Genomic DNA, 22314 nt, shown 5'->3' on the forward strand with positions numbered 1-22314 from the left:
AGGCGTGATGCAGCCCACAAACAGTTGAATTTTATTTCCACCTGACCCGCCGCCAAGATGGCTGGCGGAAGCATAATGTGCCCGCGACAGTCGATGCTGTCGCCTCAGCGGATATCAGACCCGCCCTGTCATGCAGCAAGGATGCTTATGCTCGCCTCGATCCAGTCGTACTGCCGCCGCGCTTTCGCCATTTGCACATTTATCACCCTCGCTCTGCTGCGCCTCGGGCGTTGGCTGCTCAGCGCCGTGTTCGGTCGCTGGCAGCCACCTTCGTGGTTAGGGCTGCTCTGGCGGGGCCTATGCAAATGCGGGCGCTGGTTGCGCGCGCGCCCCAAGCAGACGGCGGCGACCCTGGCGGTGCTGGCAGCGCTCGGTGCAGCTGGTGGTTATGCCTGGTACTGGTACAAGAACCTGCCCGTGCCTCATACGGTCGCCTATTCGGTCAAGGCACCGGCGCTGACCCGCTACAACCAAGAGCCACAGGTCGTGGCACCCCTGCAAGTCATCTTCAACGAGTCGGTCGCGCCCCTGGAGGCCATCGGCAAAACCGTGCATCAGGGCATCGAGCTGCAGCCCGAGATCAAAGGCACCTGGCACTGGGCAAGCGACCGCTTACTGACCTTTACACCAGAAGGCGACTGGCCCATCGATGCTGGCTACAAGGTGGTTATGGCCGAGAAAGGTCTACTGGCCGCAGGCGTCTTGCTCGAAGATTACCAATACCGCCTGCGCACCCAGCCCTTCACGGCCAGAGTCAGCAGCAGCGAGCTGTATCAAGATCCGGTGGTGCCCAGCCTGAAGAAGCTGGTGGCGACCATCAACTTCTCCCACCCGGTCAATCACGACGGCTTCCGCCAACGCGTCACGATCAATCTCGACCGAGGTCTGGAATACCGCGACAAAGATGTGCCACCCAATGCGGATATCAGTTTCAGCAAGGACGGCCTGCAGGCCTATGTGCACTCCGCACCGCTCGCCACCCCACTGGAGAGCAGCAATGTCAGCCTGGTCGTGGATAAAGGCGTGCAGGCACGCGACGGCGGCAACGCCACATCCACGCCGTTGCGCACCTCGGTAGGCGTACCCGGCCGCTATCGCCTGACTTTCAGCACTGGCAGTATCCAGTTCGTCGACAATGACCGTGGCGAGCCCGAGCCCGTGCTGATGTTCAACAGCTCCAGCGCGGTGAGCGACGAGGCCATTGCAGGTCAAGTTCAGGCGTGGCTGCTGCCCAAGCTCAATGCTGAAGGCAACTCATACTGGAATGCCTCGAACGTCGACGAGCAAGCCCTGGCCAAGGCCGAACGCCTGACCTTGAGCCACATTCCTAGCGTTGAACCGCTCAATAGCCTGCATGCCTTCAAGTTCAAGGCCGAACCGGGCCGCTATCTCTACGTGAAGGTCGCCGCCCAGGTCGAAGCCATTGGCGGCTACCTGGCCAAGGATCCGACCTACAGCCTATTGCAGATGCCCAAGTACCCTCGGGCCCTGTCCTTCCTCTCCGAAGGCGCTCTGCTCAGCCTCAATGGTGAACAGCGGCTGGGTATCCTCGGGCGCGGCGTCAGCGGCGCCCAGGTGGAAATCTCGCGCCTGCTGCCCAACCAGTTGCACCACCTGGTAGATCAGAACAACGGCAGCTTCGCCCGCCCCAGCCTCTCCAACAGCTATTTCGACCGCATGGTCGAGCGCATGGAGGTGCGCCTGCCACTGGACGCCAGCGATCCCTCGAAAACCCAGTACAGCCATGTCGACCTGTCCCCCTACCTGAGCGCCCAAGGCGGACGGCGTGGCATCTTCGTGATCAAGCTAAGCGCCCAGGACGCCCCCAGCCGGGACACATTCGACTACTACGACAGTCAGCCCACTCGCGACCTGCGCTTCGTGGTGGTCACCGATCTTGGCCTGATAGCCAAGCGCAGCAGCGATGGCAGCCACGACCTGTTCGTTCAGTCACTCAGCCAGGGCGGCCCGGTGGCCGGCGCCGAGGTACAGATACTCGGGCGCAATGGCCTGCCAGTCGCCACGGCCTACACCGACCTCAATGGCCAGGCACACTTCGCCAAGCTCGATGAACTGCGCCGTGAAAAAACACCCCTGATGTACGTGGTCAACTACGGCAACGATCAGTCCTTCCTGCCCGTAGCGCGCCGCCAACACCAGCTCGATCTATCGCGTTTCGATATCGGAGGCCGCTACGAGAACGGCGAAACACAGCGCCTCAACGCCTACCTGTTCAGTGATCGCGGCCTGTATCGACCAGGCGAAACCGCTCACCTGGGCATGATCGTGCGCAGTGCCGACTGGCGTGCCCATCTGCAGGGTCTGCCGGTAGAGTTGGTGATACGCGACCCACGTGGGCAGAGCGTGTCGCGCCAGCGCTTGAAGCTCTCCAGCAGTGGCTTCGAGAGCCTCGATTTCGTCACCAGCGAGGCGGCACCTGCCGGCACTTACAACGCCAGCCTGCACCTGATGGATGACGAGCGGCGAAGCGAACTGGGCAGCGTCGAATTCAAGGTGCGCGACTTCGAGCCCGACCGCATGAAGGTCAGCGCGACCCTGAGCAACGCGCCCGTCAAAGGCTGGATCGCTCCGCAGCAGGTCGAGGCCAAGGTCAAGGCCATGCATCTGTTCGGTGCCCCTGCCTCAGCACGCCGAGTCACCGCCGAAATGACCCTGTCGCCGGCCTACGCCGCTTTCGAGGGCTACGCTGACTATCGCTTCCGCCTCGACAACTCGCTGAGTGACAGCAGCAGCGAGGAACTGGCCGAGAGCCAGACCGACGACAATGGCGAAGCCAGCTTCGACCTGCGCCTGCAGCGCTATGCAGCCAATACCTATCGCCTCAGTCTGCTGGCACGGGTATTCGAAGCAGAAGGCGGGCGCAACGTAGCGGCCCAGAGCAGCCTGATGGTGTCCTCGGCACCCTGGCTGGTCGGGGTCAAGAGTAGCGACTCACTGGACTACGTGAGCAAGGGTGCCAAACGGGAGGTCAAGTGGCAGGCCGTCGGCCCCGATCTCAAACCACTGGCTGTGGACGGGCTGTCCACCGAACTGGTCGAACAGCGCTATGTCTCGGTGCTGGTCAAGCAGTCCAACGGGACTTACAAGTACCAGTCACGCCTCAAGCAGATCGCCCTCGGTAGTCAGCCGCTGAGCGTCGCCGCCACTGGCAGCAAGCAGCGCCTGGCGACCGACGAACCGGGTGACTTCATCCTGACCCTCAAGGCCGCCGACGGCACGCCATTGAACCAGGTGCACTACAGTGTGGCCGGGCGCGGCAACGCCAGTCGCTCGCTGGAGCGCAACGCCGAGTTGCAACTGCGCCTGAATAAGCCTGCCTATGCCCAGGGCGAGGAAGTCGAAATCAGCATCCGCGCCCCCTATACCGGTGCTGGTCTGATCACCATCGAGCGCGACAAGGTCTACGCCCACCAATGGTTCAAGGCCGATAGCACCAGCAGCGTACAGCGCATCCGCCTGCCCGCCGGGCTGGAGGGCAATGCCTACGTCAACGTGCAGTTCGTCCGCGACAGCGCCTCGCCAGAGGTCTACATGAGCCCGCTGTCCTATGCCGTGGCACCGCTGCGCATCGAGCTAGACGCTCGGCGTATCCCACTTGCGATCAGTGCCGCCAAGCATGTCGAACCAGGGCAGACGCTGGACATCAAGGTCAGCACCGACCGTCCTGGCCGTGCGGTGGTCTACGCCATCGACGAAGGCATCCTGCAAGTAGCGCGTTACAAGGCGCCCGCACCGCTGGCGCAGTTCTTCCAGAAACGCGCGCTGGAAGTGCAGACCAGCCAGATTCTCGATCTACTGTTACCGGAGTTCAGTCGCCTGCTCGACGCAGCCGCGACAGGCGGCGATGGCGAAGACCTGCTCGCCGCCCACCTCAACCCCTTCAAGCGCAAGCGCAAACCGCCGGTAGCCTACTGGTCCGGCCTGGTCGAACTGCAGGCCGGGGACAACGACTTCCACTACCCGGTACCGGATTACTTCAACGGCAAGCTGCACCTGTTCGCGGTCGCGGTGGATGACGCGCGCATCGGCGTAGCGGAAGGCGCCAGCGAAGTCCGTGGGCCATTGGTGATCACCCCCAACGTGCCGGCCTTCGTCGCCCCTGGCGACCGTTTCAAGGTCAGCGCCGGGGTGTTCAACAACCTGCCGCAAGCGGCGAACGTCACGCTCAGCCTGGAGACCAGCAGTGGGCTGAAGGTGCAGGACAACGGCCAGAACGCCCTGCAACTGGCACCTCGCAAGGAAGGCGCGGTGGAAATCGAGCTGCTGGCCGGCGAAGAACTGGGTTCGGCAGAGCTGACCTTCGTCGCCACCCTGGCCGATGGCAAACGCGTGAAGATCGGCGAAAGCATCTCGATCAGGCCCCTGGCGGAACGCCGCGTGACCCTGAATCTCGGTCGTACTCAGGCGCGCAGCGGTGAAGTGGCTGTCAGCCGCGACCTCTACCCGCAATGGCGCGAAGTACGCTTCGCCGCTGCTGGCTCGCCATTGGTCTGGGCCAGTGGCTTGCAAAGCTACCTGAACGACTATGGCTATAGCTGCACCGAACAGCTGGTGTCCAAGGCCATGCCGGCACTGGTCTGGGGGAGCTCGGCGAACGGCGTCGAGCCTCAAGCCCTGCAGTCCTTCGACAACGCCCTGCGCATCCTGCGCTCACGGCAGAATCTGGAGGGCGGCTTCGGTCTGTGGGCAGCCAGCCCGCACTCCTCGCCTTTCGCCAGCCTGTATGCCAGTGACTTTTTGATCGAGGCCAAGGAGCGCAACTTCCCGGTGCCCGGCGACCTCCTCGTACGGACCAACGCCTACCTGTCGCAAGTGGCCAACAGCCCTAGCGAAGGGCTGGAACAACTGCGCCACCGCGCTTACGCCGCCTACCTGCTGAGCCGCCAGGGCGTGCTGGTCAGCGGCGCCCTGGCCGATATCCGTGAGCGCTACGAGACCTATCACAGCCAGAGCTGGCAACAGGACATCGGTGCAGCCTACCTGGCCGCCAGCTACAAGCTGCTGAAACAGGACAAGCAGGCCGATACGCTGTTCGCCCAACTGCACTGGCGTAATCTGGAGAAGAGCTGGAGTCGCTACGGCCTGTACTACGACCCGCTGACCCACGATGCCGAGCATCTGCGCCTGCTCGCCCGGCACTTCCCTGACAAACTCGACGACGTACCGGTGAAGCTGCTCGAAGCACTCGGCAAGCGCCTCAACGAACAGCGCTACAACTCGTTGTCGGCCGCCCTGCTGTTGCGCGCCCTGGATGGCTACGGAACGCGCGCCGAGGAAGGTCAGAACCTGCAAGTCAGTGCCTGGTTGAGCAAGCAGAACGAACAGGTGCTGCAGTTGAGCGGCAAACCACCGGTCAGTGACGTACCACCGGCCAGCAAGATGCTACTCCTGCGCCAGGAAAGCAGCGCTCCGTTGTTCTACATGCTCAGCGAGGGCGGTTACGACCGTGGAGCACCGAACAAGGTGATTGCCGAGGGTCTGGAGATCAGTCACGAATACCTCGATCTGGCCGGCGAGCCGGTAAGCAAGGTACGCGTCGGTGACGAATTCCTGGTGCGTCTGCGCTTGCGCGCCAAGGACTTCGACCAGGTGAGCCAGATCGCGGTGGTCGACCTCCTGCCAGGTGGCACCGAGCCGGTGTACAACCCTTCGGCGTCCAGCAATGGCGATAGCCCCGACTGGATTCCCCCGGTCGGCGAGATGGCCATGAGCGACTGGCATCCCGAATTCGCCGATGTGCGCGAGGATCGAGTGGTGCTCTACGGCACCGTTTATCGCAACGCCACCTCCTTCGTGTACCGTGTGCGCGCCACCAATGCCGGCACCTTCGGTACACCACCGGCCTACGCCGAAGGCATGTACGACACCACCCTGCAGGCCCGTAGCAAGGCCGGCACACTGGAGATCGTCAAGCCCTGAGCCCGAATCACTCTCAACCTGATCGGCGCCAGGCCGTACACACCCGCGACACGCTGCTGTGTACGCCGCGCCCTGGCAGCCAAGCCTCATGTCCTGGATGAAACGCGGCCTGTACGGCCTCGCCCTGTTGACCCTGCTGCTACTGGGTCTGCGCCTGTGGCCGCACGCCCCTCTGCGCGAGGCCGCGCCGCTATCACGCATGGTGTTGGCGGAAAACGGCGAGCTGCTGCGCCTGACCCTGGCCAGCGATGGCCAGTTCCGTCAATGGCTCGCCCTGGAGCGCATTGCCCCAGCGATGGTCGAAGCGCTGCTGCTCAAGGAGGATCGCAACTTCCACTGGCATCCCGGCGTCGACCCTGGTGCCCTGCTTCGCGCGGCGCTGTCCACCTACAGCGGCAGCATGCGCCAGGGTGGCTCGACCCTGAGCATGCAGCTGGCACGCCGCCTGTACGGCCTCAACTCGCGCACTATCAGCGGCAAGTTGCAGCAGATCGCCCTGGCCCTGTGGCTAGAAGCCCGTCATAGCAAGCACGACATCCTCGAGGCCTACCTCAACCTGGCCCCCATGGGCGGCAATATCGAAGGCGTGGAGGCCGCCAGTCGCATCTACTTCGGCAAGAGCGCCGAGCAGTTGTCGCTCAGTGAAGCCTTGGCCCTGGCGGTCATTCCCCAGCAACCCCGACGAGGCCAGTTCGGCCCGGACTTGCAACGCGCGCGCCTGCAACTGATGGCTAAATGGCGCCAGGTGCATGCCGACGATCCGCGCAACGAAGGCCTGCTGGAACTGCCATTACCCGCGCGCACCCGCCGCCAACTGGCCTTCCGCGCCCCCCACCTGAGCGAGCAACTGCTCGCCATGCAAACGGGCGACGTGCTGCACAGCACCCTCGACCTGCGTCTGCAGCGGCGCCTGGAGCGCCTGATCACGCAGTTCGTCCATGACCAACGTCGGCAAGGCGTGCGCAATGCCACGGCGATCCTGGTGGACAGCCGTGACCAGGCGGTGAAAGCCATGGTCGGCTCAGCCGATTACTTCGATGCCAGCATCGACGGTCAGGTCAACGGCGTGCAGGCGCGGCGCTCGCCGGGCTCGACACTCAAACCCCTGCTCTACGCCCTGGCCCTGGATCAGGGGTTGATCCAGCCGATGAGCATTCTGCGGGATGCCCCCAGCGCCTTCGGCGCCTTCCAGCCAGAGAACTTCGACGGTCGATTCGCCGGCCCGCTGACCGCCCAGGACGCGCTGATCCGCAGCCGCAACGTACCTGCCGTATGGCTGGCCAATCAGCTCAGACAGCCCTCTCTACACGGACTGCTACTGCGTGCTGGCGTGCGCGGCCTGCGCAGCGAAGGCCACTATGGCCTGGCCCTGGCACTCGGAGGGGGCGAGCTGACACCTGCCGAACTGGCCAAGCTGTACCTGATGCTCGCGGGCGACGGACGTCTGCGCCCATTGCGCTGGCTGCGCGAGGAACGCAGCGAGCCTGGCGCGCTGTTGCTGTCGCCCCAGGCGACCTTCATGGTGCGCGACATGTTGCGGCACAACCCACGCCCGGACGGCCTGCCAGCCGATGCCCGTGGCCGCGACTGGCCGGTGGCCTGGAAGACCGGCACCTCCTGGGGCTTCCACGACGCCTGGAGCGCCGGCATGGTCGGCCCCTACGTGCTGGTGGTGTGGGTCGGCAACTTCGACGCCACACCGAATCCCGCCTTCGTAGGCATCAAGACTGCTGCGCCGCTGTTCTTCCGCATTGCCGATGCCCTGCCGCTGACCGTGCCGGAAGCCTCTCCGGTGGCCGACCAGCCGCCTGCTGGGCTGACCCGCCTCGCGGTGTGTGCCGCCTCGGGCGAATTGCCCAATCGCTGGTGCCCACAGACCCGTATGACCTGGTACATCCCTGGCGTATCGCCGATCCGCGTATCCAACCTGCACCGTCCGGTGATGGTTGATCGGCGCAGCGGTAAGGCGGCCTGCCCACCGTTCGACCCGGCGACCAGCGAACTGCAAGTTTTCGAGTTCTGGCCATCCGAACTGCAGCGTCTGTTCGCCGCCGCCGGTCTACCCCGGCGCACACCACCCGACGCCGAACGCGACTGCCAGATCCCGGCGGCCATCGACAGCAACGATACGCCGCGCATCAGCTCGCCCCTGACTCAAGTGACCTACAGCCTACGCCTGTCACAACCACAGGAGCGCATCACCCTGAGCGCCAGCGCCGCCGCCGATGCACGTCTGCTCTACTGGTTCGCCGACCACAGTTTGATCGGCCAGAGTACGCCACAGCAGGCGCTGAACTGGCGTCCGGAAAAATCCGGTCGTTATCGGCTACAGGTCAGTGATGATCTGGGTCGTAGTAGCACTCGCGTGCTCAGCGTGGAGTTCCTGCCCTGATCATCAGTCGATCAGGCAGCGCTAGCAGGCCGTTGAAAAACGTAGTCGAGGCAGGCAAGACAAGGCAAAAACGACCGAGAAAGCGCAGTTTACGTGTTGTAAATGAGCATTTTGAGGTCGTTTTAAACGCAGTATTGCCAACGCAGGTAGTTTTTCAACAGCCTGCTAAAGATGCTCATGCACCTGGCACACACCCACCCCCAACTCTTTGAGCAACGCCTGGATCAGCGCCTCATCCAGCCACCAATTGCAGAATCCCAGACCCAGATTGCCGAACGCCCAGGGCATGGGCAGAAACTGCCAATCGTGCAGGCTGCTGGCCCGCTCGCAGGCCGGGCAGCTCAGCGTTACGTCGTCCTGCCCGGCGAACCAGCTCCCGACGGCATCATCCCAGGCAATATCTTCCGCAGCAGCGGTCTCTCGGCACTGCGGGCAGACCAGGCCATCCAGACCACTGTCGCCGGCGTGGAATACCGTGCGCTCCCGTACCAGTTTCACGCCACAGAACTCGATGCCGGAGTCATACCCCTGTGCTGCTGCGCCCGGTGGATAAAGACCCGTACTCGGGCAGGCTTGCGCCGCGACGACACCGCGCTCGACCAACCAGCCCAGCATCTGCTCGGCACGTCGCTGCGCCTCCTTCTCAGAGGCGCAGCTCACAACGAACCAATGGATGGAATCACTCACGCTTCGCTCCCTGAAAAGACGCCCCTGTACGGGCTATATCCAGCCGCCCCACTGCAACAGCAGCAAGCCGGTATTGATGCACACCACGGCGATTAGGGTAGTGATGACGATGATCGCCGCTGCCAGTTCGTGATTGGCGCCGATGGCACGCGCCATGACGAAGCTGGAGGCCGCCGTCGGGCAGGCGAAGTAGAGGAAGAGGATCGCCAGATCCGCATCGCGGAAGCCACACAGCCAGGCGCCCAGCGTCGCCAACAGCGGCAGCCAGACCATCTTCATCAGGCTCGAACCGATGGCCACATCGCTGCTGCGGCGCAGCGAGGCCAGGCTCAGCGTGCCGCCAATGCAGATCAGCGCCAGCGGCAGGGTCATCTGGGCGAAGTATTGCGCCGAGGTCAGCAGCCACTGCGGCAACGGAATCTGCCAGTAGGCGAAGGGCACCGCCGCAAGCACGCCGATGATCAGCGGGTTCTTGACGATGCTCAGGGTGATGGTTTTGACGCTCGGCGTCACTCCGGGGGTGTAGATGGCCAGCACGACGGCAGAGAGCACGTTGTAGCAAAGGATCACCAGGGCGGCGAGCAAGGAGCCGACCGCCAGCCCGTAATCGCCGTATAGGCTGGTGGCCAGGGCCAGGCCGATGATGCCGTTGTTGCCGCGAAAGGCGCCCTGGGTGTAGATGCCGCGCTCGGCAAACGGCACGCGCCAGATCGCCCAGGCCCAGGCGACGAAGAACGAAGCCACGGTGGCCAGGAAAAAGTAGGTCAGCAGCTCGGGTTGGATGGCCTTGTCCAGATCGGCCTTGACCACGCCGAGAAACAGCAGGGTCGGCATGGTGCCGCGAAACACCAGGCTCGATGCGGTATCGATGAAGGCGCCGTCGATCCAGCGCAAACGCTTGAGCACCACACCGAGAAACAGCATGGCGAACACGGGCGCGGTGATGGCGAGGGTTTCGGCGGCGACAGCGAACATGGGGCACCAGAGTTGTCTGACGACCTATGTTAGCTGGCTAAGCATTTATCGGCTATGGGCACGGAGCGCCAATATTCGCTTGCGTGGGACGGTTGGCCGGCATTGGGTTTCAGCCGCGATCAGGCCGGTGAAGCAAAGGCTTCGCGGCTGAAGCCGCTCCTATGAAAAGCGCGATCCACCGGCGGGCTCTGCTCATAGGTCGGCTGCAGGGCGGGCTCAGGAGCGAAGCGAACAGCCCGCCGGGCCATGCCGAACCTTGTGCCAGGGCTCACGTCCAAGACGCCCAGCAACGACGCAGGAAGCCAGAGCCGAGTACACGCTTCGCTGGTGGGCTGAAGCCCACCCTACGGTGCTAAAGCCCACCCTGTGGCCCAAGCGGCGTAGGGTGGACTCAGGAGCGAAGCGAACAGTCCGCCAGGCCATGCCGAGCCCGGCGCCACGCCTACACTCAGCGCCGTACCGGGCGTTTCTGCAGTTTGCGCTGCAGGGTGCGGCGATGCATGCCCAGGGCGCGGGCAGTGGCAGAGATATTGCCTTCGTGCTCGGCCAGCACGCGCTGGATGTGTTCCCACTGCAGGCGATCCACCGACATCGGGTTTTCCGGCACCAGGCTGTCGAGATCGGCGTGCTCGGAGATCAAGGCGGTGAGCACGTCATCGGCGTCGGCCGGCTTGCACAGGTAATTGGCAGCGCCGCGTTTGATGGCTTCCACGGCGGTGGCGATGCTGGAGTAGCCGGTGAGGATTACCACGCGCATCTCCGCATCCAGTTCCAGCAGCTTGGGCAGCAGCACCAGGCCGGAGTCACCTTCCATCTTCAGGTCGACCACGGCGTAGTCCGGCAGGTCTTCCTTGGCCAGGGCCAGGCCTTCTTCGGCGCTGGAGGCAGTGGACACACGCAGGCCACGACGGCTCATGGCGCGCGCCATCACACGGGTGAAGGTGGGATCGTCATCCACCAACAGCAGGTGCGGATGCTCTTCGCCTTCGAACAGGGATTCTTCGCTCATGCTTGGTTTTCCTAATCAGGCCACGCCGTAAGTACGCGGCAACTTCAATTCGGTGAGGGTGCCGCCTTCCTCGTGGTTATACAACTTAACCGTACCACCGGCACGGGTCACGCTGGCCTGGCTGAGGAAGAGGCCGAGACCGAAGCCCTTGCCCTTGGTGGTGAAGAAGGGTCGGCCCAGTTGTTCGGCGATGGCCAGCGGCACACCCACGCCGTGGTCGCGAATGGTCAGGCGCAGCCACTGGTGATCCCAGTCGAGGCGGATGTCGAGCTTGTCCGGGCAGGCGTCAGCGGCGTTGTTCAGCAAGTTGAGCAGCGCCTGGGTGAGATCGGCTGGCGGCATCAGGTTCGGCGGCGTGCCGCGCCCAAGGCACTGGTAGCGATAGCTGGCCTCGGGGCGCATCAGGTGCCAGCGATTGAGCGTGGTTTCCAGCCACTCGACGCAGGACTGTTCCACCACGGCCTGGCGCCGGTCGTTCTCGGCGGCACGCACCAACTGTTGCAGGGTGAACTTGCACAGCTTGACCTGCTCCTGCAGCAGCGCCAGGTCGTCCTGCAGGGCCGGCTTGTCGCGGTATTCCTGGCGCAGCTCCTTGAGCAGCACGCTCATGGTGCCCAGCGGTGTGCCCAGCTCGTGGGCCGCGCCGGCAGCCTGAGTGGCCACGGCCAGCAGTTGCTGGTCACGCAGACTTTCCTCGCGGCGCTCGGCGCGCAATTCGTCCTGACGGCGCAGCTCCTCGGCCATCTTGGCAACGAAAAAGGTGATCAGCGCAGCCGCCAGGGCGAAGCTCAGCCACATGCCATAGATCAGCAGACTCTCGCGTGCAGCCGGCAGCACCATCGGGTGCGTCCACACCAACAGGATGGTGTAACCAGCCAGCGCCAGACCGGAAAGCGCGATGGTGAACATCCACGGCAGGGTCGCTGCGGCGATGGTCAGCGGCACCAGGTAATAGGACACGAAGGGGTTGGCTGAACCGCCCGAGTAGTACAGCAGCACGCTGTGAATGATCAGGTCGCAGGCCAGTTGCGCCGCGTATTCCACCTCGGTGACCGGCCAAGGGCCGCGCAGGCGCAGCGCCGTGATCAGGCACAGCAGCAGCGAGACGCCCAGCGTCACCGACAGTTGTAGCCAGGGTAAAGGCAGCACGCCCGATTTGTAGGCGAGGCCGACCGAACCGGCCTGGGCGGCGAGCACGAGAATACGGATGAGGGTCAGGCGCCAGAGGTTCTGGCGGCTGGCGGACAGTAGCTGAACGGGTTCGAGCATGGCGACTCCATTGGTTGGAGCCGAGTATAACCAAGCCAGTCGCGGCCTTCCGCCGCTGCGGCAACCGGACGCACGGAGGGGAAAGGTTATTCGTCTTTTCTGCAGCGGTTCGGTATCAAAAACCGATTTCCAAAAAATGCACGCGACTTAACCCCGTTCGCCGAATGCCTTCGTCTACCCTCGGGAAACGGCCATTGCGGCCACTGAAAAAGGAACTGCCTCATGCGAAACCTGACCCGCCTCGCCACCGCCCTGGCCCTGACGGCCGCCAGCCTGGCCAGTACCGCCCTGCTCGCCGACGAGCCGCGCTACAACCAGATCGCCCTGCGCGCCGAAGTGAACCAGGAGGTCGCCCATGACCTGATGCACGTCACCCTCTACACCGAGTCGCAGCACAGCGACCCGGCCAAGCTGGCCGCCGAGATCACCACCACCCTCAACAAGACCCTGGAGCAGGCGCGCCAGGTCAAGGGCGTGGCGGTCAAGCTGGGCAGCCGCAACAGCTACCCGGTCTACGATGACAAGGGCCAGAAGATCACCGCCTGGCGCGAGCGTGCCGAGGTGCGCCTGGAAAGCGCCGATTTCGCCCGCCTGTCCACCCTCACCGGTGAGCTGCTGCAATCGATGAAGATGGCTGGCATGGACTTCAGCATCGCCAGCGATACCCGCAAGACCCGCGAGGACGCCATGCTCAAGGACGCAGTCAACGCCTTCAAGGCACGCGCACAACTGGCGACCGAAGCCCTTGGCGGCAGCGGTTACAAGCTGGTCAACCTGAGCCTCAACACCGGCGGTTTCCAGCCGCCGATGGCGATGCGCGCCTACGCTGCCAAGAGCATGGAAATGATGGACGCAGCGCCCACGCCACAGATCGAAGCCGGCACCAGCCAGGTGACGGTGACGGCCGATGGCGTCATCGAAGTGCAGATGCCCTGAGCCACGCCCCAGCATCAGGCAGCGCCGTTCAAGGCAGATAACGGCGCTTTGCCATGTTTTCCCCGGCAAATTTCATAAATGCGACACGAGCGTACAAAGTCGTCACACAACCCGCGTTGAACGCAACAAGCCACTTGCCTCGGGCACATGCCCTGCATAGCTTGCCAGGAGGCCCTCAAAAGGGGTTCCTCGCCAACAAGCACAACAACGATGAGGTCAAGATGCGCAAGAACGCCCTGATCCAGGCATTGTTCACCGCTGGGCTGATCGCCAGCGCCCCCTTCGCCAGCGCCGCCAACCTGGTGTTCTGCTCCGAAGGCAGCCCCGCCGGTTTCGACCCCGGCCTGTACACCACCGGCACCGATTTCGACGCGGCAGCGGAGACCATCTTCAACCGTCTGACCCAGTTCGAGCGCGGCGGCACCAAGGTCGAGCCCGGCCTGGCCGAAAGCTGGACGGTCTCCGATGACGGCCTGGTCTACACCTTCAAGCTGCGCCCCGGGGTGAAGTTCCACACCACCGAGTACTTCACGCCCAGCCGCACCTTCAACGCCGACGACGTGCTGTTCACCTTCGAGCGCATGCTCGACAAGGATCATCCGTTCCGCAAGGCGTACCCCACCGAGTTCCCCTACTTCACCGACATGGGCATGGACAGCAACATCGCCAAGGTGGAGAAGCTCGATGACATGACCGTGCGTTTCACCCTCAATGCCGTGGACGCCGCCTTCATCCAGAACCTGGCGATGAGCTTCGCCTCGATCCAGTCCGCCGAGTACGCCGACCAGTTGCTCAAGGCCGGCAAGGCCGCCGACATCAACCAGAAGCCGATCGGCACCGGCCCCTTCGTGTTCAGCCGTTACCAGAAGGACGCAGTGATCCGTTACAAGGGCAACAAGGACTACTGGAAGCCCGATGACGTGAAGATCGACAACCTGATCTTCGCCATCAACACCGATGCCTCGGTGCGCATGCAGAAACTCAAGGCCGGCGAATGCCACGTCACCCTGAATCCGCGCCCGGCAGACGTCGACTCGCTGCAGAAGGAGGCCAACCTGCTGATGCCCGAGCAGGCCGGTTTCAACGTCGGCTACATCGCCTACAACGTCACTCACCCGCCGTTCGACAAGCTGGAAGTGCGCCAGGCGCTGGACATGGCGGTGAACAAGCAGGCGATCCTCGATGCGGTGTACCAGAAGACCGGCCAGCTCGCCGTCAACGGCATGCCACCGACCCAGTGGTCGTATAACGAGGACATCAAGGATCCGGCCTTCGACCCGGAGAAAGCCAAGGCCCTGCTCAAGCAGGCCGGGGTCAAGGAAGGCACCGAGATCACCCTGTGGGCCATGCCGGTGCAGCGCCCGTACAACCCCAACGCCAAACAGATCGCCGAGATGCTGCAGGCCGACTGGGCCAAGATCGGTATCAAGGCGCGCATCGTCAGCTACGAGTGGGGCGAGTACCTCAAGCGTGCCAAAGCCGGCGAGCATGACGCCATGCTGATCGGCTGGAGCGGCGACAACGGTGACCCGGACAACTGGCTCGGCACCCTCTACGGCTGCGATGCGGTCGACGGCAACAACTTCTCCAAGTGGTGCTTCGAGGACTACGACAAGCTGGTCAAGGCCGCCAAGCGCACCACCGACGTCGACAAGCGCACCGAGCTGTACAAGCAGGCGCAGGTGATCCTCAAGCGTGAGGTGCCGATCACCCCGCTGGCGCACTCCACCGTGTACCAGCCGATGCGCAAGGAAGTGCATGACTTCCGCATCAGCCCCTTCGCGCTGAACTCCTTCTATGGTGTAGGTATCGCCAAGTGATGGCAGGCGGCGTGTCCACGGACACGCCGCTTCTACCCTGGTCAGGAGTTACCCATGTTTCCCATGCCCTTTCTACGCGGCGGCCTGTTGCTGGCCGTGATGCTGAGCGTGCACGCGCAGGCCGCAGACGACCTGGTGGTGTGCAGCGAAGCCAGCCCGGAAGGTTTCGACATCGTCCAGTACACCGCAGCGACCACGGCCGACGCCAGCGCCGAAACCCTGTTCGAACGCCTGGTGGACTTCGCCCCTGGCAGCACGCAGATCGTGCCGGCACTGGCGCAAAGCTGGGACATCAGCGATGACGGCCTGGTTTACACCTTCACCCTGCGCAAGGGGGTGAAGTTCCACGCCAACAAGGGCTTCACGCCCACTCGCGAATTCAACGCCGACGACGTGCTGTGGAGCTTCCAGCGCCAGCTCGACCCTAATCACCCCTGGCACAGGCTGTCGCTGCGCGGCTTCCCCTATGCCGAGGCCATGGGCCTGGCGCAGTTGATCGAACGCGTGGAAAAGCTCGACGAGCACCACGTGCGCTTCGTCCTCAAACATCCGGAAGCGCCCTTCCTGGCCAACCTGGCAATGAGCTTCGCCTCCATTTATTCGGCCGAATACGCCGATCACCTGCTCGCGGCTGGCACTCCGGAGCGGCTGAACAACGAGCCCATCGGCACCGGGCCGTTCATCTTTGAGCGTTATGCCAAGGACGCCCAGGTGCGCTTTCGCGGCAACCCCGATTACTGGAACGGCGCACCGGCGATCAAGCGCCTGGTGCTGGCCATCACCCCCGAGCCCAACGTGCGTCAGCAACGGCTCAAGGCCGGTGACTGCCAGATCACCTTGTTCCCCCGCCCGGTGGATATCCCGGCACTCAAGGCCGACCCCAGGCTGCAGGTGCTGGAACTGGATTCGCTGCTGACCGCCTATATTGGCATCAACACCCGTCACCCACCGCTGGACGACGTGCGCGTGCGCCAGGCGCTGAACCTGGCCTTCGACAAGGCCGCCTACATTCGTGCGCAGTTCGGCGAAGGCAATGCCACGCCGGCCGTGGCGCCCTATCCGGCCACTCTGTGGGGCCATGACGCGACGCTGAAGGATTGGCCGCACGATCCCGAACGCGCTCGCCAGTTGCTGGCCGAAGCCGGTCACGCCGACGGCTTCAAGCTGTCGATCTGGACCCGCCCCGGCGGCGGGCCGACCAATCCCAATCCGGGGATCGGCGCGCAGATGCTGCAGGCCGACCTTGCCGCCATCGGCATTCAAAGCAACATCCGCGTGTTTGAGTGGGGCGAGCTGATCAAGCGCGCCAAGAATGGCGAGCACGACCTGGTGTTCATGGGCTGGGCTGGCGACAACGGCGATCCGGACAACTTCCTCACGCCCAACCTCTCCTGCGCCGCTGCCGAAAGCGGGGAGAACCAGGCGGGCTGGTGCGACAAGGCCTTCGATGCGCTGATCACCCAGGCCCGCCAGGAGCCCGAGCAGAGCAAACGCGCTGCGTTGTACCGGCAGGCCCTGGCGATCTTCCATGAGCAGGCGCCGTGGATCGCCCTCGCCCACCCGAAGCAGTTCGTTGCGCTGCGCAAAGGCGTCGAGGGCTTCGTGCTCAGCCCGCTGGGCTCGAACAACTTTGCCCGGGTGAAGCTGCCGTGAGCCCTCCGCGCCATGCTTTTGTGGGAGGGGCTTTAGCCGCGAACCTGTCGCCGCTGAAGCGCCTCCCACAGGGCACCTGTCACTCCGCGAATGCCCCGGATTGCATCCGGGCTACGCACTATCCAAAACGACACCGGGCCATGCAGTCCGGTGAGTACATACCGTCATGGAGTAAAAACGCCTGATGCTGTCATTCATCGCCAGACGCCTGGGGCTGCTGATCCCCACCTTCTTCGGCGTCACCCTGCTGACCTTCGCGCTGATCCGCCTGATCCCCGGCGACCCGGTGGAAGTGATGATGGGCGAACGCCGCGTCGACCCGGAAATGCACGCCCAGGCCATGGAGCGCCTGGGTCTGAACAAGCCGCTGTACCAACAGTACTTCGACTACATCGGCCAACTCGCCCAGGGCAACCTGGGCGAATCGCTGCGCTCGCGCGAAAGTGTGTGGAGCGAGTTCCTCACCCTGTTCCCGGCCACCGTCGAACTGGCCCTGGCCGCCCTGCTGTTCGCCGGCACCCTGGGGCTGATTGCCGGCGTGGTCGCGGCACTCAAGCGCGGCTCGCTGCTCGACCATGGCGTGATGAGCATCGCCCTCACCGGCTACTCCATGCCGATTTTCTGGTGGGGCCTGTTGCTGATCATGTTCTTCTCGGTCGGCCTGGGCTGGACGCCGGTGTCCGGGCGCATCGACCTGCTCTACGACATCCCGCCGGTCACCGGTTTCATGCTGATCGACACCCTGCTCAGCGATGAGCCAGGCGCCTTCGTCGACGCCCTGCGCCATCTGATTCTGCCCGCCATCGTGCTGGGCACCATCCCGCTGGCGGTGATCGCCCGGATGACCCGCTCGGCCATGCTCGAAGTGCTGCGCGAGGACTACGTGCGCACGGCGCGGGCCAAGGGCCTGTCGCCGACACGCGTGGTGTTCGTGCATGCCCTGCGCAATGCGCTGATCCCGGTGCTAACGGTGTTCGGCCTGCAGGTCGGCGCCCTGCTGGCCGGCGCGGTGCTGACCGAAACCATCTTCTCCTGGCCCGGCATCGGCAAATGGCTGATCGAAGCCATCGGCGCCCGCGACTACCCGGTGGTGCAGAACGGCATCCTGCTGATCGCCTGCCTGGTGATCCTGGTCAACTTCATCGTGGACATCCTTTATGGCCTGGCCAACCCACGTATTCGCCATCAGAAGTAAGGAAGGCGCCATGCATAACCACATTGCTCACGTAGGGTGGATGACGCTCTTTTCATCCACCAAGCAAAGACAACGGTGGACGGGTGAAGCGTCGTCCACCCTAAGGGAGGTGCGCCCATGACCACCTCAACAACCCTCGACCAGAGCCTGCTCTACCCTTCGCCGCTGAAGGAGTTCTGGCAAGCCTTCGCCCACAACAAAGGCGCCCTCGGCGGTCTGGCCTTCATGATCCTGCTGGTGTTCTGCGCACTGTTCGCGCCCTGGGTCGCGCCCTGGGTCGCGCCGCACGATCCCAGCGAACAATACCGCGACTTCCTCCTCACCCCGCCGGTTTGGCTGGAGGGTGGCCAGTGGCAGTTCCTGCTCGGCACCGACGAACTGGGCCGCGACCTGCTCTCACGGCTGATCCATGGCGCACGCCTGTCGCTGTTGATCGGCCTGGCCTCGGTGCTGATGTCGCTGATCCCCGGCATCCTCCTGGGCCTGGTCGCCGGGTTCTTCCCGCGCCTGCTCGGCCCCAGCATCATGCGCCTGATGGACATCATGCTGGCCCTGCCCTCGCTGCTGCTGGCGGTGGCCATCGTCGCCATCCTCGGCCCTGGGCTGATCAATACCATCTTCGCCATCGCCATCGTCTCGCTGCCGTCCTACGTACGCCTGACCCGTGCGGCGGTGATGAGCGAGCTGAACCGCGACTACGTCACCGCCGCGCAGTTGGCCGGCGCCGGGCTGCCACGGCTGATGTTCGTCACCGTGCTGCCCAACTGCACGGCACCGCTGATCGTGCAGGCCACGCTGAGCTTCTCCTCGGCGATTCTCGATGCCGCCGCCCTGGGCTTTCTCGGCCTCGGCGTACAACCGCCGACGCCCGAGTGGGGCACCATGCTGGCCTCGGCGCGTGACTACATCGAACGCGCCTGGTGGGTGGTGAGCCTGCCCGGCCTGGCGATTCTGCTGAGCGTGCTGGCGATCAACCTGATGGGTGACGGCCTGCGTGATGCGCTTGACCCGAAACTCAAGAATGCGCAATGAGGAGCCCGGAATGAGCCTGCTGAATATCCGCAATCTCTCCGTCCGCTTCGGCCCCGCCATGCCGGTGGTCGATGGCCTCGACCTCAGCGTCGAGCAGGGCGAAGTGCTGGCCATCGTCGGCGAGTCCGGCTCCGGCAAGTCGGTGACCATGATGGCGCTGATGGGCCTGATCGACGCCCCCGGCATCGTCCAGGCCGACTGCATGCAGTTCGACGGCACCGACATGCTGCGCCTCAAGGGCCGCCAGCGCCGACACATCGTGGGCAAGGATCTGGCCATGGTCTTCCAGGATCCGATGACCGCCCTCAACCCCAGCTACACCGTGGGCTTCCAGATCGAGGAAGTGCTCCGTCAGCACCTCGGTTTGAAGGGCAAGGCAGCGCGCGCACGTGCTCTGGAGCTACTGGAACGGGTGGAAATACCCGGGGCCGCCAGCCGCCTGGACGCCTACCCGCACCAGCTTTCCGGGGGTATGAGCCAGCGCGTGGCCATTGCCATGGCGATTGCCGCCGAACCCAAGCTGCTGATAGCCGACGAGCCGACCACTGCGCTGGATGTGACCATCCAGGCGCAGATCATGGAACTGCTGCTGAACCTGCAACGCGACCAGGGCATGGCTCTGGTGCTGATCACCCACGATCTGGCCGTGGTGGCCGAAACCTCCCAGCGCGTCTGCGTGATGTATGCCGGGCAAGCGGTGGAGTTGGGGCACATCCCGACGCTGTTCGACGCGCCCAGTCACCCCTATACCGAGGCGCTGCTCAAGGCCATCCCGGAACACAGCGCAGGCGCCAGCCGCCTGGCCACCCTGCCGGGCATCGTGCCAGGCCGCTATGACCGCCCGCTGGGTTGCCTGCTGTCACCACGCTGCCCCTACGTGCAGGAGCGCTGCCACCAACAACGTCCGACCCTGGACGAACATGCCCGTGGCGCCGCGCGCTGCTTCTTCCCGCTGGAGGTGGCCTGATGAGCACCGTACTCGAAGCCCATGAGCTGACGCGTCACTACAACGTCTCGCGCGGCCTGTTCCAACCGGCGGCCACGGTGCAGGCACTCAACGGCGTGTCCTTTAGCCTGCAGGCTGGCAAGACGCTGGCGGTGGTCGGCGAGTCCGGCTGCGGTAAATCCACCCTGGCCCGCGCCCTGACCCTGATCGAGGAGCCCAGCGCCGGTTCCCTGCAGATTGCCGGGCGCGAAGTGGCCGGCGCCAGCAAGGCCGAGCGCAAGCAGTTGCGCCGCGACGTGCAGATGGTGTTCCAGAACCCCTATGCCTCGCTCAACCCGCGGCAGAAGATCGGCGATCAACTGGCCGAGCCGCTACTGATCAACACCAACCTGTCGCGCGCCGAACGCCGCGACAAGGTGCAGACGATGATGCAGCAGGTGGGCCTGCGCCCCGAGCATTACCAGCGCTACCCGCACATGTTCTCCGGCGGCCAGCGCCAGCGCATCGCCCTGGCCCGCGCCATGATGCTGCAACCCAAGGTGCTGGTGGCGGACGAACCGACCTCGGCGCTGGACGTGTCGATCCAGGCGCAGGTGCTCAACCTGTTCATGGATCTGCAGGAGCAGTTCGACACCGGCTACGTGTTCATCTCGCACAACCTCTCGGTGGTGCGCCACGTTGCCGACGACGTGCTGGTGATGTACCTCGGTCGCCCGGCGGAAATCGGCCCAGCCGAAGCGCTCTACAGTCGGCCACTGCACCCTTACACCCGCGCCCTGCTCTCGGCGACGCCGACGATTCACCCTGATCCGGCCAAGCCGCGGATGAAGATCAGCGGTGAGTTGCCCAACCCGCTGAACCCACCGTCCGGCTGCGCCTTCCACAAGCGCTGCCCGCATGCCGACGAGCGTTGCCGTGGCGAACGCCCAGAGCTGCGCTTGATCGATGCGCGGCAGGTGGCCTGCCATCATGTGGAGCGGATTGCCTGACACGCAGGCCAATCAACACGCGGTGCCGTGCCAGCCCTTTTCGCGGCTGAAGCCGCTCCTACCGGTCAGGTGCGCCTGGCTTGGGAGCGGTTTCAGCACGAGAACCTCTAATCGACCTGCACAGCACGAACCCGTGGGAGGGGCTTTAGCCGCGACAAACAGCTCGCGGCTAAAGCCCCTCCTACCGCTCACGCCCCGATTCGGTTTGAAAGCGCGATGCGGATTGGCAGCCGGCGATGCGCGCAGGACAATCCGGCCATCGTCATTAAATGGAGCCCGCGCCATGCTCGACCCGGATCGCTGCTGGCAGGCCGTTTGCGAACGTGACGCGGCGCAGGACGGTCGCTTCGTTTTCGCCGTGCACAGCACCGGCATCTACTGCCGGCCGAACTGCCCGGCGCGTCGGCCACGGCGCGACAACGTCAGCTTCCACCCCGACGCCAATAGCGCCGAGGCCGCTGGTTTCCGTCCCTGCAAGCGCTGTTCGCCACAGGGCCAGAGCCCGGCGCAGCAGCTCGATGCGTTGGTCGCGGCCGCCTGTGAGCTGCTGCGCGGCGAACAACGCCTGAGCCTGACGCAACTGGCCGCGCGCATCGGCCTGTCGCCGTCGCACCTGGCCCGCGCCTTCAAGGCGCGCACCGGCCTTACGCCCAATGCCTGGGCCGCCGCCGAGCGGCGCAAGCGTCTCGATACGCAATTGCCCGGCGCGTCCAGCGTGCTGCAGGCCGCCCTGGCGGCCGGCTACTCCGGCACCCGCGCCCTGTACGAAAAACCGCAGGCTATGAGCCCAAGCCAGCGGCGCCAACAGGGCAACGGTGAACATCTACGCTACGCCATCGCCACCTGCCCGCTGGGCCAGGTGCTGCTCGCCAGCAGCGCCAAGGGCGTCTGTGCCCTGCTCTTCGGTGACGACGCTGAAGCCTTGCACAGCGAGTTGCAGCAGCGCTTCGCCGCCGCCCATCTGCAGCGGGACGACCAGGGCCTGCACACCTGGCTGCAACAGGTACTGGCGCAACTCGAAGAACCCGAGCGCGCCGCCCATCTGCCCCTGGACATTCGCGGCACGGCCTTCCAGCAGCGGGTCTGGCAGGCTCTGCAACGCATCCCCAGCGGTGAAACGCGCAGCTACGGCGAACTGGCCGCGCAACTCGATAGCCACCCACGCGCCGTGGCGCGTGCCTGCGCCAGCAATGCCATCGGCTTGCTGCTGCCCTGCCACCGGGTGGTGGCCAGCGACGGCAGCCCCGGCGGCTACCGCTGGGGATTGCTGCGCAAGCGGCAATTGCTGGAGCAGGAAGGCGCCTGATCAGCGCTCACCCGTAGTGGATTGCAGACGGCGTAAAGCCGCGACTCACAGGTAGGAAGCTGTCCGTCCAGTCATAAATTCACCGGGAAAAATCTTGCTGCTATGATGCGCGGCTTTCGCGGAACCAAGCCTGTTCGAGGCGCATTCTGGTGAATGTGCTTTGCT

14 protein-coding genes are annotated in these 22314 nt (G+C 64.5%); 10 read left to right on the forward strand and 4 right to left on the reverse strand.

All coding sequences use genetic code 11. The features are described from left to right. The first annotated feature begins 147 nt into the window (after window positions 1-147). Both VC352_RS16075 and pbpC read left to right on the forward strand, forming a co-directional pair. Window positions 148-5940: an alpha-2-macroglobulin gene (locus VC352_RS16075; protein WP_322980527.1), complete on the forward strand. Its 5793-nt coding sequence runs from the start codon at window positions 148-150 to the stop codon at window positions 5938-5940. A 97-nt stretch (window positions 5941-6037) separates the two neighbouring features. Further along, the gene (pbpC, locus tag VC352_RS16080; protein WP_322980618.1) at window positions 6038-8332 is read left to right on the forward strand and encodes a penicillin-binding protein 1C; all 2295 of its coding nucleotides are present in this window, start codon (window positions 6038-6040) and stop codon (window positions 8330-8332) included. A gap of 165 nt (window positions 8333-8497) precedes the next feature. Here the strand turns inward: pbpC and VC352_RS16085 are convergent, their stop codons facing one another. The 4 genes from VC352_RS16085 to VC352_RS16100 form a co-directional block, all read right to left on the reverse strand. Then, complete coding sequence (locus VC352_RS16085) at window positions 8498-9019, reverse strand: hypothetical protein (RefSeq protein ID WP_322980528.1); 522 nt, start codon at window positions 9017-9019, stop codon at window positions 8498-8500. Window positions 9020-9052: 33 nt separating this feature from the next. Then, window positions 9053-9994 (reverse strand): AEC family transporter, encoded by a 942-nt coding sequence (locus VC352_RS16090; RefSeq protein WP_322980529.1) that lies wholly within the window; start codon window positions 9992-9994, stop codon window positions 9053-9055. 448 nt (window positions 9995-10442) lie between these two features. Then, complete coding sequence (locus VC352_RS16095; RefSeq protein ID WP_322980530.1) at window positions 10443-11003, reverse strand: response regulator transcription factor; 561 nt, start codon at window positions 11001-11003, stop codon at window positions 10443-10445. Window positions 11004-11018: 15 nt separating this feature from the next. Next, window positions 11019-12272 (reverse strand): ATP-binding protein, encoded by a 1254-nt coding sequence (locus VC352_RS16100; protein WP_322980531.1) that lies wholly within the window; start codon window positions 12270-12272, stop codon window positions 11019-11021. Window positions 12273-12494: 222 nt separating this feature from the next. Between VC352_RS16100 and VC352_RS16105 the strand changes: the two genes are divergently transcribed. The 8 genes from VC352_RS16105 (at window position 12495) to ada (ending at window position 22149) form a co-directional block, all read left to right on the forward strand. After that, the gene (locus VC352_RS16105; RefSeq protein WP_322980532.1) at window positions 12495-13208 is read left to right on the forward strand and encodes an SIMPL domain-containing protein; all 714 of its coding nucleotides are present in this window, start codon (window positions 12495-12497) and stop codon (window positions 13206-13208) included. 221 nt (window positions 13209-13429) lie between these two features. After that, the gene (locus VC352_RS16110) at window positions 13430-15028 is read left to right on the forward strand and encodes an ABC transporter substrate-binding protein (protein ID WP_322980533.1); all 1599 of its coding nucleotides are present in this window, start codon (window positions 13430-13432) and stop codon (window positions 15026-15028) included. A 54-nt stretch (window positions 15029-15082) separates the two neighbouring features. Next, window positions 15083-16681 (forward strand): ABC transporter substrate-binding protein, encoded by a 1599-nt coding sequence (locus tag VC352_RS16115; protein ID WP_322980534.1) that lies wholly within the window; start codon window positions 15083-15085, stop codon window positions 16679-16681. A gap of 184 nt (window positions 16682-16865) precedes the next feature. Then, complete coding sequence (locus VC352_RS16120) at window positions 16866-17876, forward strand: ABC transporter permease subunit (RefSeq protein WP_322980535.1); 1011 nt, start codon at window positions 16866-16868, stop codon at window positions 17874-17876. Window positions 17877-17993: 117 nt separating this feature from the next. Next, window positions 17994-18908 carry an ABC transporter permease subunit gene (locus VC352_RS16125; RefSeq protein WP_322980536.1) on the forward strand — a complete coding sequence of 305 codons (915 nt, stop codon included), beginning with the start codon at window positions 17994-17996 and terminating at the stop codon, window positions 18906-18908. 10 nt (window positions 18909-18918) lie between these two features. Then, window positions 18919-19875 (forward strand): oligopeptide/dipeptide ABC transporter ATP-binding protein, encoded by a 957-nt coding sequence (locus tag VC352_RS16130; RefSeq protein ID WP_322980537.1) that lies wholly within the window; start codon window positions 18919-18921, stop codon window positions 19873-19875. Beyond that, window positions 19875-20843: a peptide ABC transporter ATP-binding protein gene (locus VC352_RS16135; protein ID WP_322980538.1), complete on the forward strand. Its 969-nt coding sequence runs from the start codon at window positions 19875-19877 to the stop codon at window positions 20841-20843. The genes VC352_RS16130 and VC352_RS16135 overlap by 1 nt, the downstream gene beginning before the upstream one ends. Before the next feature lie 283 nt (window positions 20844-21126). Continuing rightward, complete coding sequence (gene ada, locus VC352_RS16140; protein ID WP_322980539.1) at window positions 21127-22149, forward strand: bifunctional DNA-binding transcriptional regulator/O6-methylguanine-DNA methyltransferase Ada; 1023 nt, start codon at window positions 21127-21129, stop codon at window positions 22147-22149. Window positions 22150-22314 lie beyond the last annotated feature (165 nt).

It is taken from the genome of Pseudomonas sp. C11, from assembly GCF_034683865.1.
In the GTDB taxonomy this organism is placed as follows: domain Bacteria; phylum Pseudomonadota; class Gammaproteobacteria; order Pseudomonadales; family Pseudomonadaceae; genus Aquipseudomonas.